We start from the raw sequence: 14,202 nt of genomic DNA on the forward strand, positions 1-14,202 counted from the left end.
TTACTAAGGTCAACCACCCTAAATATAAAAATATTCGTGTAATTTAATTACTTTATGTGACGGCTTAGAGTCAAAAATATGAAATGGCTATCACTTTGTAGCGGCTCAAAACCGAACAAACTTACTAATTCCTCCCTAGATTGGTGATCTGACTCGAAAAAACACCATTCGGTAAATTTTCTACTCCCTTCTCATCCCCCTTAAATTAGTTTAGGGCGGAGGAAGTCATCCTTGTACGCCTCGGGTAATCTCACAACTGTTGAAACAAACGGGGATTCGTTCCCATCTTACCTCTCTTTCTTTAGGTGTGTTTTTACTGCCTATATTCACCTAAAAGAGTGAGCAGGGAAGACAGAATTATAAATACCCTTAATGGAGTTAAGAATGAAAAAAGTAAGTGCAATTGCTGCTGCTGTAGCTGCAACTTTAGCTGCTGGTTCTGCATTCGCAGTGGATTTCCACGGTTACATGCGTGCTGGCGTTGGCGTGAACGCTGACGGTGGTCAACAATTAACATTCGAAAAGAACAAGATCGGTCGTCTAGGTAATGAAAGCGATATCTACGGCGAGATTCAACTAGGTAAAGAAGTTTACAACAACAACGGCAAAACGTTCTACGTAGACTCTATGGTTGCAATGACTTCTAACGGTTCAAACGACTGGGAAAGCACTTCTGCTAACTGTGGTTTGGATAACGGCGAAGTGAAATGTGTAGACGATGCACAATTCGCACTACGTCAGTTCAACGTTCAAGCTAAAGGCCTACTAAACTTTGCTCCTGAAGCAACGCTTTGGGCAGGTAAACGCTACTACCAACGTCACGACATTCATATCTCTGACTTCTACTACTGGAACATCTCTGGCGCGGGCGCTGGTGTTGAAGGTATCGAAGCTGGTCCTGGTAAAGTTTCTTTCGCTTGGGTTCGTAACGACCGCGGCGATATCGCAGACCCAGGCAACGATGGCGGCGCAACAAACGTAAACACTCTAGACGTACGTTACGCAGGTCTTCCTCTATGGGACAACGGCTCTCTAGAAATGGGCTTGAACTACGCAATTCTTAACGAAACTGACGCTGCGCCAAACGGCACTAAAGATGCGAAAAACGGCGTAATGTTCACAGCAGAATTGACTCAAGGTCTAGACGCTGGTTTCAACAAAACAGTGCTTCAGTACGGTACTGAAGGTTACTCAAAAACAATGGCATTCTACGGCGACGGTAGCTGGTACGGCGCAGAAGCTGACAACGGTGCATCTGGTTACCGCCTAATCAACTGGGGTGTAATCGGCATGGGCGACAGCTGGGAAATGGGTCACCAGCTAGTGTACGGTGTTGGTGAAGACATGTGGGCTGGCCAAGACAAGTGGGAAACAATGTCTGTTGTTGTTCGTCCAATGTACAAATGGGATGACAACCACAAAACTATTTTCGAAGCTGGTTACGCTATCGACGATAACGACGGCGAAGAAAACAAATACGGTAAGCTAACTGTTGCTCAAGCATGGTCTGCTGGCTCTAGCTTCTGGGCTCGTCCTGAAATCCGTGTTTACGCTTCTTACCTAACGGCTGACAAAGAAGACAACTCAAACACATTTGACAACGGTCGTTCAGACGATACGTTCCAATTCGGTGTACAAGCTGAAGCTTGGTGGTAATCATCTAACCACTAAGTCCTAAATTGTCCTAGAATGATACAGCCAGAACTTATCTGGCTGTATTTATTTAAAAAACAATAAAGAGTCGAGGTAGACAGTAATGAAAAAATGGCTTGCTCCCGTACTGCTGGGCATGTTGGCTACTGGTTGTGCGTCTGTAGAACAAGTAGAGATGAGTCCAAAAGGTCAGCAACAAGTGATCACGCAATCGGGTGATATTCAATGGGTACCGCTTAACGTGCCTGTGGTTACTGAGTTCGCTTTGACTGATAAAAGCCAAATGTTGTTGGATGGTAACAGTGCTGGCGCTATTGCAGCGTTTGCTCTTCCAGGTAACCGTGGCAGTCTCGATATCAAATTAGAGACATTCGTAAGTAAAGAACTTCAATTTTATGCTCCTAATGTCGCAGTGATGAACTCGGCAGGAGAAACCATTTACCAAGCAGATTTTTCAAAGTTTAAGTACGAACCAGCAAAACTGTTGGACAACGATAAATTCGTACTTGATCTCAATGTGATTCCAGACATGACAGGTAACGATCTGCATGTGTTGGTTTACACGACTTCCGCCGATCTAAAAGGAAGTACACAAGTTTTACACCCTGCAAAAGCCTTCGCCATGGCGCGTCACACTCAGCCGCCAGATATTGCAGACCCTCTAGCGAAACATAGCCCACTCGGTCAGTTCCGCTTTTCGGTATCCGCGAATGATATTGTGAATACTAAGATTGTTGCGAAAAACGACAACATTCCCCAAGGTACGGACCTTACTAGCTACTACTACAGCTCAATTGAAGCGGCAGTCGCAGCGAATGATATTCCGAAAGCGCTCACTTTGCTTGATGAAGCAAAAGAGCTAGGTATTGAAGGTGCACAACAAGTGTTTGTGAAAGCCGTAAATAGAAAATAATCAGATAAAAAAGGTCAGCGAAATGCTGACCTTTTTCATAGAAAATAAACTAATAAAAATACCCCTACATAGAGTTACCTTATTCACATAATTATTTTTATTACTTTGTTTTTTATATAGGTTGGATCAATAATTAATGGCAGTTCCTAATTTATTTTTTGTACTTAGGAAATAAACAAACTTCTCGAAGTGATTTAAATTCACAATCTGACGATATTTATTTGGCGTTTGATATTTCCATTTTAATAACGATTAATATTTCTTTTAACCGTTGAGTTTATTTTGCTTTGGATATACTAAAAAGGAATTACGTGAAATGAACATGATGAAGACCTCTCTTGCTGCTGCTCTACTTGTTGCCTTAGTGGGTTGTCAATCGACTGCAGAACCAGAAGCGGCCGCAGAGCCTGTTGTTAATATGTCTCAAAACGAAGTGGTTGCTTTCATGAAAGCGTGTGACAACCCAGATAGCACAGCGAAAGGACCTATTTCTAAACCACTATTTGTGGTGGGTACTTTTGCGGATTCCGATTGGAAACACGTGCCTCAGCGTCAATACACCTACAAAGGGAATAATTTCTACCAAGCCGTGGTTCAAGAAAAAGTAGGCTCCTACAAAATGCAGTACGCGACCGAGTTGTGGTTCCCACAATTTACCGCAAAAGGTAATAGAATGAACGTTGGTGAATTAACACCATTAACATTTGGTGGTTACGGTACGGACACTTCGGTTGATATTAAAGAAGATGGTAAATATGTATGGAGTCTTCAGTTTGAAGGAAAAGGCAAACCTGTTCATGTCATGGTAAATAAGTGCCAATAATATTCCATTCAGTTATTTAAAATCTATTTTTATTTATTAACCCCTGCATGAAACACATGTCGGGGTTAATTTTATTACTCAAATTTCCGTAGTTTATTTGAGTAAGTTAGGGAGAATAAAATGCGTAATATCCTACGTAACCATCGCCTGCCTCGATCGTTGCTTGCGTTAAGTGTGATTGGTGCTTTATCTGCGTGTAATTCTTCTGGTGGTGGCGACACTAATAGCAGCACTCCGCTACCGGATACCAGTTATGCTTGCCAAGCCAATGTCATGGCGCAAAGTAACCAACTTCGTACTTATCAAATCATGGTAGAGAGTTTTGTGGATGGTGATGCGAGCATTGGTCACGGTACAGGTTATGGCACCAGCCATCATAACGGCGATTTGCAAGGAGTGATTGATTCACTCGATTACATCCAAGATTTAGGGATGAACGCGATTTGGTTGACGCCAGTTTTTGAATCGGAAGCGATAGCGGGCCAAGAGCACTGGGCCGATCGTCTGGATGCCACGGGCTACTTTGCAACGGATTACTTCACCATTGATCCACGTTTTGGTGATTTAGAAACGGCGAGAACCTTGGTCGAGGAAGCACACAAACGCGGCTTATACGTGTTTTTTGATGGTGTATTTGGTCATCACAAAGATGGTTTGATCAAACCATCTCCTTCCGGTTTGTTGCCATCGGGATCGAGCAATCCCGTTGATTACCCGGCCAGTCTCGATTTCTACAAAGAAGTGGCAACGTATTGGATCAAAGAACTGAAGATTGACGGCTGGCGTTTAGATCAAGCCTATCAAGTTCCGACAGACGCTTGGACACAACTTCGTAAAGCCGTCGATGAAGCCTCACAAAGTGTGACGTACACCAATAGCAAAGGCGAACAAGTGAATCCGTTGGGCTATATGGTGGCAGAGATTTGGAAAGGGGAGTCTGAAATCGCGAATGAGGCGTATGGATCGAACAGCGATCCAGCATTGTGCTCTGCGTTTGACTTCCCTATGCGATATCGCATCGTTGAAACTTTGGCCGTGAATGAGAGCGGCGTGGGTGGTCGCGGTGCGGATTGGTTAGACAACGGCTACAGCACACACAACCAATATCCAACACATGCGCAGCCGAATTTGATGATCGGCAACCATGATTTAGTGCGCTTTGGTGACTTGTTACAGCGCGGAAACTTGGCGGATGTGAATGATGCAGAATATTGGTTACGCCATAAAGCCGCGTTTGCTTTCCAAGCGGCGTACACCGGGCCAATCACGTTGTACTACGGTGATGAAATCGGGGATCAAGTGGATGGTTTTGCCGCAAAAGAAGACAACAGCACCTGCGCCATTCAAGGTTTGTGCGATGATCACGTTGCGCGCAGTAGTGCGAAAATTGAAGGCGTGACGGCGACGCTTGATGCAAACCAAGCCGATCTCAAATCTTATGTGACATCGCTGATGACAATGCGCGATGCGCATCCTGCACTTTATCAAGGGTCACGCACGAATTTAGTTGCGAGTAACGGCAGTTATGTGGACTTGAAACAATCTGGTTCGGACAAAGTCTTGTTTGCGCTAAATACCTTAGAGAGCGCTAGAAGCGTCACTCTTACTCAGGAGAGTGTTGGTACTGGTGAGTTGGTGGATTTGCTCACGAATGAAAAAATTACTCCGAGTAATGGTCAATATCAGATTCTGATGTCGCCACTACAAGGACGATTCTTTGCGGTAAAACCTTAAGGAATTATTCAGAATTGATGCTCACCAGTTGAGCTGACCACAAGCTTTCTTATAAACAAGCCAAGTGTTGTTGCTGACCCCCATAGGCGCACACTTGGCTTTTTTCTGTCTGTTTTACTTTTCCCTTAATGGTTTTGCGACGATGTAGCCAACAAGTTGCTTCGCTTTTTGTATTGGCGTTTGTTTTCAGCAGATGGATATTTGTGAGATAAGCTGCACATTAAAAAGTAAATTAACACTTGTGCAACGTAAAAATGTGACTGAAGGATTACTTATGCCCCACTAATATGTTTATCGTGTTTGGGATTTATATAACTAATGGAAAAGTATAATGAAATCCATAACGAACTCCCTCTGTCTCCTTGCTGCTGTTAGCTCTCCGTTTGCATATAGCCAAATTATCAACGGTGACTTTGAGCAGTGGAATGGCAATGTACCTACGCAGTGGTCAGAGATTGACGCGGGCATTACAGTGTCGCCAAGCAGCGAGCAAATCAAATCGGGTGGTCTGGCTGCCCAGGTCGTCGTGAATACAGGTACCCAAAGCAACACCGACTTTTTGCAAACCATTAATGTGGAGCAAGGGAAAACCTATCCGTTTTCTGTCTCGGTTTATCATACCGAAGGAAATGTAAAAGCACGTCTGGTGGTTGATGGTTATCACAATTACTCGAACCCACAACAGATAAACCAGTGGCAAGAGCTCGCGCACAACTACACAGCGAGCTCGAACAAGACCATCAACGTCGGTTTGCGTTTTTACGATGAAGCCAGTTTTGATGGCTCAGAAGTTGTCTACGTCGATAATTTTCAACCGACTGAGACGAGTACACAACCTCCTGTAGAAAGTTGTAGTGATCATGAGGTGGTTCTTACACTCACGACGGACAACTATGGCTCAGAAACTAGCTGGGAGTTGAAAAATAGCCAAGCGCAAGTGCTTTTCTCTGGTCAGGGGTATGAGTCGTCAACCTCTGTTGAAAAGACCATGTGTTTGGCCGATGGTAACTACCAATTTACGATTCAAGACAGCTATGGCGACGGCATTTGCTGTGGCAATGGTTCGGGGTCTTACGCGTTGAAGGTGGGAGATAAGACTCTTGCTTCTGGCGCTGAATTCTCGAAAAGTGAAACCACCGATTTTAACTTAGGTGACACAACGACGACCCCACCAGTGGTTGATGGTTACTATCAAGCGGCATCTGGTAAGACGGGATACGCTCTAAAAACAGCGTTGTTTAACATTATCAGTAATCACTCCAGCCGAGGCTATTCTGCGGTCTGGACCTTGGTAAAAGATGCCGATATTGATCGTTATTATGAAAATGATGGCTCTATTCTCGATATGTACTCTGAAAAGCCATCTGCTAGCGATACAGTAAGCTTTACCAAAGTCACAGACCAATGTGGCCAATACAAAACGGAAGGGGATTGCTACAACCGTGAGCACTCTTTTCCGAAAAGCTGGTTTGGCGGTAAGGTTGAGCCGATGAACTCAGACGGTCATCACTTGTTTGCAACTGATGGTTATGTAAACGCGAAGCGCAGTAATTGGCCATTTGGTGAAGTGGGCACCGCGACCTACGTGTCTAGTAATGGCTCTAAACTTGGACAAGCAAGCACTAGTCTGGGCTACTCCGGTACGGTGTTTGAGCCGATTGATGAGTTTAAGGGCGACTTCGCCCGTGCTTATTTCTACATGGCAACCCGCTATGAAAATGTTGTAGGTAACTGGGAAGGCAATTCAAGCAATGCGGATGCTGTCCTTGATGGTTCAAGTTCAACGGTTTTTGAACCTTGGATGTTAAACATGCTGAAACGTTGGCACAAAAATGATCCCGTTAGTGAAAAAGAACGAAACCGCAATCAACAAGTGTTTGATTTTCAGGGCAATCGTAATCCATTCATTGATCATCCTGAGTTTGTTGAACAGATTTGGGGAAACTAACACCTTTTTGATTTTGGTATCCACCATTTAGTGACGCCAACAAAACAAAGGGGAAGCGTGATGCTTCCCCTTTTTCATTACGGATGTTTTTAAATGAAACTAGTTTTTCGTTACCGTCACGATTGGCGCCGACTTGTCAGCCGCATTGAAGTGGAAGTTGTAGTTTCCTGCTTCTGCAATCGCAATTTTTAGGTTTGCGCTACCGCCACCGGCTTCCATCGTCAGCGCTTTACCAAGCTCAACACTGCCTTCACCACCGAAGTTGGTGTCTGCTGCCCAGTCTGCGCTCGCAACTTTCATCTCGTAGTTGCCCGCCGCTAGGGTAATGTCTAGCGAATAAACGTCATTTGCAACATAGCTGAACTTCGCTGTTGAGTCTTGTGCTGGAGCATCCCATGTAGTGATAGTGCCACGTAAGTAAAGTGCTGTTTCACCGAATGTTGGTGCATCTGCTGACTTGGTCACTGACACGACCGGTTTTTCTACGCTTTCATCTTGAACATGTAGCGCGTTCAGAGTGAAGTTGTACTTACCTGTTTCAGCAACAGACAGCTTACAGTTACCTTCTGAACCTAATTCTAGTGAACCAGAAGCTATATTCGCAGCATCACAACCGATGTTTGGATTTGCCCAACCAGAGTCCGCGAATTTGAACTCGTGTTCACCAGCTTCAAGAACGCCAGTTACAGAGTACATACCGTTGCCAATAAAGGTCATCGCCCAATCACTGCTATCAGACCAATCGTTCATCGTGCCTTTCACGTAAACAACGGTTTCGCCGTAAGGAGGAATACTCGATACGTCTTTGTTATCCGTGTTTACTGGTAGGCCAGCACCTTGTGCGCCGTTTTGTGGCTGCACGAATACCGCTGTTGTCAGTGCTGGTACTGTGAAGGTTTCATTGGTGAAGCTTGCACCTTTCACGATGTCATCCGCAGAGTTTTGTTGAACTTCATGTAACTCGAAACCAGTTACGCCGGCAACTTTGAAAGATTTCTCAGTTGATGTTGAGTTCACAACGGCCACGATTGCATCGTAGTTCGAATCTAAATCGGCACCCGCTGAGGTACCATCGTCGATAGACATCACAATCAAGCCTTCCACTTGGTCTTTCCCTACGTTGCGGAAGTCAACACGGTTCATCACTTCTTGCGCGGTATCTAGGCGGAACAGTTCGCTTGTGCTACGGATTTTTAGTAGCTCTAGGAATTGTTGCTTAGTCAGCTCGATGTCGGTTGAATCTGGTTTCGCCGTGCTGTCACCAACGATGGTTTTGATCAGCTCCCAGTTTGCACCGTCTTTGTCTTCACGTGGTAGACCAACGTTCCAGTTATTGTCGCTTCCGTCGAAGAATACACGGTTGAACCAGTCACCAGAATCGTACGAGTCGCGCTGCATAGATTTAGAGCGCAATAGCTCAGAACCCATGTGGATGAATGGAATGCCTTGACCAAGCATCACCGTTGATAGGGACACAGACTGCATACGTGCACGCTCGGCAGATGAAGTGCCTGTCGCAATCTTGTAGGCGTTGTTATCCCACAATGTTTGGTTGTCGTGCTTAGACACGTAAGAGATGTTCTCTGATGGCACTTTTGTGTAGCCTGCAGGCGCACCATTGTAATCAACGTTCTTACCCAGCTTGGTTTCGCCTTTGTAATCAAGAAGGATGTAGTCAGCCAAGTTACCAGCCATACCTAGACGAACCAGATCTTGGTTGTGTAAACGACCATTCACCGACTCTGCGTCAGTTTTGGTTTCTTCGTTAGGGTAAGCGGCGTTACCAAAGCCTTGGTTAAAGCGAAGTGGGTGCTTACCTTCAGAATCTACACCGCCATCAAACGGGCTTCCGCCACGAACTGCGTCACGCAGACGATCAGAGAAAGTACCGATTTCTGTCCCCGCCATGTTGACTTGTGTCGCCTGATCGAAGCGAGCGTTTTGCGCGACTTCACCAAAGTCCCAACCTTCGCCGTAGAACAAGGTATTCGGGTCAATTTCACGGACTTTTTCAAGTGCGTAAACCATCACATCTTTCGGCTGGTGGCCCATAAGGTCAAAACGGAAACCATCGACTTTATAGTCATCCGCCCATACCATCAATGAGTCAACCATTAGTTTACCCATCATCAAGTTCTCGGTTGCGGTGTTATCACAACAGGTTGAGTTTTCGACGCCGCCAGTGTTGACGTTTAGGCGGTGGTAGTACCCAGGGACAATCTTATCCAGTACTGATTTTTCGTTCACACCAGATGCATTTGTGTGGTTGTACACGACGTCCATGACCAGTTTCAGATCCATTTTATGCGTCGCTTGAACCATTTCGCGGAACTCAAGAATACGCTTAGACCCGTTAGGATCGGTCGCATAACTGCCTTCTGGCACGGTGTAGTGGTAAGGGTCATAACCCCAGTTGAAGCTGTCTAGCATGCGAAGATCGTTCATCAACGCTTGTGCTTTGCCCGTTGTTGGGTCGTAGCTATTTAATACCTCTTCAATTACTTTGCCGTCATCTTCGGTCTCACAAATGGAGGCTTCTGGCTTGATGCCACAAAGTTTACCCACGGTGTCGGTGATATCGACTCGCTTGTCAGCGTCTTCATCCACGGTTGCAATATCAAACGCAGGCAGGATATGTAGCGTTGTTAGGCCAGCATCTTTTAAAGCTTGTAAGTGAGATACAGACTCACGCTCAGGTTCTGTAAGCGCCAGATATTTGCCATCAAGACTTGGTGTGCCTTTGCTGTCGTTAAAGCTGAAATCACGAATGTGTGACTCGTAAAGGACGTGGTCTTCGTCTTTTTTAACCGTTGGGCGTGCGTAGTTTTTCCAATCTTGAGGCATTAAGCTTGGATCATCTAAATCAACCACTTGCGAGTATCGTGAGTTCTTAGACAAGCTCATTGAATATGGGTCTGTTACCAAACGCGTTTCAACGACGCCAGTTGTTGGGTGGTATACTTTAACTTGGTAGCGATAGTATTTGTTGACAACGTTGCTTTGTGCCTCAGAAACCCAGATACCTGTTGCTGGGTCTTCCGTCATGGCAACGGTCGCTTCTTCTGCTAAGTTTTCATCGTAGATTATCAGATCAACATCTTGGGCAGTTGGTGCCCATAGTTTGAAGGTTGCGGCACCGCCTTCCACAATCGCACCGAGTTCTTGACCGATCGCGTTACCTGCCTTGGAATCGGCAAACACCGCATCCAAAACGCCCGGTTTTTGCACTTCAGTTGCAGAAATGACGTCACCATTTGCGTTGTAAGCCACCATAACAATTTGTGACTTCAGGATCGTACGCAAGGTCGCGTCATCGACATCGATACCCGCAGCTTGAAGGCTAGCAAGGTGACGGAAGCGTGATTTCAGACCATCAGACAACTCACCAGCTTTTGTCAGCTCAACGGCTGTACCGCCAGAGATTTGCTTATCTTCATCCATTTTGAGGTCATTGCTAAGGCTGTAGAACAGCTTCATGGAATCCGCATTGGCCGCCGCTTCCCACGCGATGGTGTTGGCATCTAGCCAATGCGCTTTTTGACCATCAATATCAACAGGGCGTTCTTCGATTGGCTCGTAGTAAAGCTCACTGCTGCCGTGGAAGCCAAACAACCCTTTAGATTCGCCGATTTTCGTCAGCTCCACTTTTGAGTTTGCACTGCCGAATGCTTTCTCATCACCTTTGTGCAGAATGAAGTTCATGCATTCGTGTGGGTCAGAGGCGTCAGGGTTTATTTTCAGTACGTAGTAAGCACCGTAGGTGTCGTTGATGCCATCGAATGGGTGTGGCGCAGACCAATCCGTTCCTGTTCCCGGAATGCCCATTGCGTCTAAATCTGTGCTGGTACAGCCCTCACCGTTCCATAGGTGCAAGCCCCAACCTTCGTAGTCGCTTGCTGTTGAAGCTGATGCTACGTCACGTTTGTAATAAATGACGACTTCGTTCTCTCCCGCAGGGTACAAGCCTGAGCCAGGGTTCGTCGTATCTTCGTTCGTGCTATCACTACCACAACCGCTGATTACCGCGACGGAAATCAAAGGCAGTACGGTTTTGGCAATTGTTGATAATTTAAATGTCTTATTGTCCACGTTTACAAATCCATTGTTATTGAATTGATATTGAGCTGCGCGCTGCCTTCGCTGACTCAATCATCAAGAAGGTTTTGCACACGCTAGAAAGGCAGATGCCAAAAAAGGAAATGTTCAATTAGATGCTAATACACTGAATCATCAGCAAAATGTGAGAGCAGGCTGTTAAGTTTTTTACAGGTGCAAATTTTCTGTCACAGTCGATTTTGTTCACAAATTAAATAATAAAACAGGCGCATAGTGAGAGATTCTGCACATCATTAAAATGTAAATTTTTATGGGATGAGTAAGGGGGGATGATAGGGGATGAGAATGTCTCAGCCCCAAAACCGTGATTAAGTTCTATAAAAATGAGGGCTATATTTTTCTTTTAAAAATAAGTTGCAGTGATGTTGAATAAAATACCGCCATTAAGTCTTCGCACGCTTCAGATTTTCGCTAAGTGGTCGTTATATAATGAAGGTAGTCGGCGTTACGTCGGCGCGTAATCATAAGATTTCCCTGAAAGGGAGTTGAATTGGGCCCTGAAACCAAAAGAGGCTATTTATGAGTAGTATGGGCATTGCCATTGCGGCAACTGGCCTTTCACTCGTCCTGATATTTGTGTGGATGATCTCGTTGTCGATGCGGAAACAGAGACTCGAGGCAGAGAGGAAAGCTCGCGAAGCCGCTTATCGAAAGGCGATGCATAAAGCGCGAGAGCAAGAGCGTAAAGAGCGAGAGTTCAAAGCCGAAACTGGGCATATCCCCACCATTTTATTTCTAGCGAAAGAAGCCGAAAAGGACAACATTCGTCAAGCGCTGTATTGGTATGATAAAGCCGCTAAACTGGACAATGTGACGGGGATGTACGGCATTGTTCGCTTAAGTGAACGCATGCGCGAAGATGTGATTTTAAAAGAGCAGGCAAACTTCTGGCGTACCGCAATTGCGGGAATGGAAGGGGATACCGAAGCGAAATTTTCGACGGGCAAGGCCTTGGTCTTTGGTCGAGGAACTGAAAAAAATATCCCAAAAGGTAACCAACTGATTGAAACTGCCGCCGAAGAAGGCTGCATTGATGCCATGATTTATATGGGGGAATGGCAGCTTTCACCAGACAATAGTGCAGGACGCAGTGCAGATGCGCTTTACTGGTTTATGAAAGCGGCGGAAAAAGACAGTGCAGATGGCAAGATCCAAGTCGGCTTATGTTACCTAAATGGCATTGGTACAGAAAAAAGCATGGTTAAAGGTTGCTACTGGCTGGAACGGGCCGCGGAAGGTGGCAGTGCTAAAGCGATGTATCATGCTGGCGAAGCGTGGAAGGATAAAGGTAAAACGGGTAATGCAATTGCTTACGTTTGGCTGTTTCTTGCTGCCAATATGGGCTACCAACCTGCGCGTACGTTACGTGATGAAGTGGCAACCAATATTGGTGTTGATGTTGTCGTTGGATTGCAGTCCATAGCGAAGCCGTTGCAAAGAAAGCTGGCCTCAGGAATGGTGAGAAAGCACTCTATTATTCGAGCCCTTAACAAAGTGTACAAACGCGAAGCGTATTTTCCTGCGGAAGAGGAGCTCAATGCGGTGTTGAATGATGAGAATAAAGACGCCTCCGAAGCTTGGGAGGAGGCATCAACACTAGATTTTCAGCCTAACATGACAACGGTAACAGCAGAAGGTCAGGCAAGCACATCGCCCAACGAAAAAAAACTCTCTAAAGATGCGCTCGATTTCACTCAAAACTTCCTTCAGCCATAACCTATCTTATCCAGAAGCCTCAAGATTGAGGCTTTTCTTTTGTCTTTAAAATGTTACGCCAATCCAAGTCAGCTCAATGCATTTGAGGCTAGACATCCAATGACGTGAAAACTCATTTTCGACATTTGGAGGACGAAAGATGATAAGTCAACCTGTTAAAATCGGTGGCGATACCGCCGTAGTCATTCCAAGCGCAATCCTGGCTCAGCTCGGGATAAGGGAAGGAGATACCCTAGAAATCGCACTGAATAAAGACAAAATGGAAATTAAGAAGATGGTGTTGAAAACCAGCGCGCCAACTTACTCTGAAGATATTGAGGAGAATTGAGTTAGAGAATCTTGGTTTGTCGGATACACTACTGGTTTCGCAAAACTGGCGCTTGCCGCTGTCTTTGAACTATCGATAACTACAATAAGAGGTAAGGTACTATGCAAGGTATCCTCTCTATACAATCTCATGTTTCTTTTGGTCATGCTGGTAACAGCAGTGCCGTTTTCCCAATGCAACGCATGGGTTTCGAAGTATGGCCGATTCATACCGTTCAATTTTCTAACCACACGCAGTATCAAGAAGGCTGGACTGGGCGAGCGTTTGCGGCTGAAGACATCAGCGAGTTAGTTCGTGGACTTGGTAACATCGGCGTGCTGGAAAAGTGCCAAGCGGTATTGACGGGCTACCAAGGTAGCGCAGAGCAGTGCCTTGCTGTTGAAGATACCGTGACGAAAGTGAAGCAAGCGAACCCGAACGCACTTTACGTTTGCGACCCTGTGATGGGCGCGCCAGACAAAGGCTGCATTGTGGCTCCGGGCATTGCTGAAAATCTTCTAACGCGTTTGATGCCAATGGCGGACGTGATCGTTCCGAACCAATTCGAGCTAAGTCAATTTGCTGAGATGGAAATCCACTCACTAGACGATGCGATCACCGCATGCCAACGTGCGCTAGAGAAAGGTCCAAAAGTTGTGCTAGTTAAGCACCTTTACTGCCTAGAAAATGGCAGCTTTAACATGCTACTGGCTACGCAAGAAGGCATTTACCTTGCGAAGCGTCCTCAATTTGAGTTTGCTAAACAACCTGTTGGCGTGGGCGACCTTATCTCGGCGATCTTCACTTCAGGATTGCTGAAAGGTTGGTCTCCTAAACAAGCTTTCCAACATTGTCACGACGCGTGTTACGGGGTGTTAAGCGCCACTTACCATGCAGGCGAATGGGAACTGCAAACCATCGCAGCGCAGCAAGAGTTTGTTGAGCCAAGTAAGCATTTCTCAATTGAAGAGGTGGCTTTGGTCACCGCGTAA

The 14,202-nt window shown here is 45.7% G+C and carries 9 protein-coding genes; 8 read left to right on the forward strand and 1 reads right to left on the reverse strand.

The window, feature by feature from the left end; all coding sequences use genetic code 11:
• Window positions 1-384: 384 nt before the first annotated feature.
• The 5 genes from R7Z41_RS08195 (at window position 385) to R7Z41_RS08215 (ending at window position 7,071) form a co-directional block, all read left to right on the forward strand.
• Entirely contained in the window at window positions 385-1,656 is a 1,272-nt protein-coding gene (locus R7Z41_RS08195; RefSeq protein ID WP_005374784.1) for a maltoporin, read from the forward strand.
• Between the two features lie 100 nt (window positions 1,657-1,756).
• The gene (locus R7Z41_RS08200) at window positions 1,757-2,566 is read left to right on the forward strand and encodes a MalM family protein (RefSeq protein WP_005374786.1); all 810 of its coding nucleotides are present in this window, start codon (window positions 1,757-1,759) and stop codon (window positions 2,564-2,566) included.
• A 316-nt stretch (window positions 2,567-2,882) separates the two neighbouring features.
• Window positions 2,883-3,389: a glycosidase gene (locus R7Z41_RS08205; RefSeq protein ID WP_225477285.1), complete on the forward strand. Its 507-nt coding sequence runs from the start codon at window positions 2,883-2,885 to the stop codon at window positions 3,387-3,389.
• Window positions 3,390-3,509: 120 nt separating this feature from the next.
• On the forward strand, window positions 3,510-5,123 hold the full coding sequence (locus tag R7Z41_RS08210) for an alpha-amylase family glycosyl hydrolase (RefSeq protein ID WP_213967509.1): 1,614 nt from the start codon (window positions 3,510-3,512) through the stop codon (window positions 5,121-5,123).
• Between the two features lie 331 nt (window positions 5,124-5,454).
• Window positions 5,455-7,071, forward strand: coding sequence for an endonuclease (locus R7Z41_RS08215; protein ID WP_225477287.1), 1,617 nt, complete (start codon window positions 5,455-5,457; stop codon window positions 7,069-7,071).
• Between the two features lie 99 nt (window positions 7,072-7,170).
• Here R7Z41_RS08215 and pulA read toward each other — a convergent pair whose 3' ends face one another.
• Complete coding sequence (pulA, locus tag R7Z41_RS08220) at window positions 7,171-11,160, reverse strand: pullulanase-type alpha-1,6-glucosidase (RefSeq protein ID WP_225477289.1); 3,990 nt, start codon at window positions 11,158-11,160, stop codon at window positions 7,171-7,173.
• A gap of 546 nt (window positions 11,161-11,706) precedes the next feature.
• Here pulA and R7Z41_RS08225 point away from each other — a divergent pair.
• The 3 genes from R7Z41_RS08225 (at window position 11,707) to pdxY (ending at window position 14,202) form a co-directional block, all read left to right on the forward strand.
• The gene (locus R7Z41_RS08225; protein WP_115386840.1) at window positions 11,707-12,903 is read left to right on the forward strand and encodes a tetratricopeptide repeat protein; all 1,197 of its coding nucleotides are present in this window, start codon (window positions 11,707-11,709) and stop codon (window positions 12,901-12,903) included.
• Window positions 12,904-13,042: 139 nt separating this feature from the next.
• Window positions 13,043-13,231, forward strand: a complete 189-nt coding sequence (locus tag R7Z41_RS08230; RefSeq protein WP_115386839.1) for an AbrB/MazE/SpoVT family DNA-binding domain-containing protein — start codon at window positions 13,043-13,045, stop codon at window positions 13,229-13,231.
• 101 nt (window positions 13,232-13,332) lie between these two features.
• Window positions 13,333-14,202, forward strand: a complete 870-nt coding sequence (gene pdxY / locus R7Z41_RS08235; RefSeq protein ID WP_115386838.1) for a pyridoxal kinase PdxY — start codon at window positions 13,333-13,335, stop codon at window positions 14,200-14,202.

Source organism: Vibrio sp. 1457 (assembly GCF_033340195.1).
GTDB classification, from domain to species: domain Bacteria; phylum Pseudomonadota; class Gammaproteobacteria; order Enterobacterales; family Vibrionaceae; genus Vibrio; species Vibrio alginolyticus.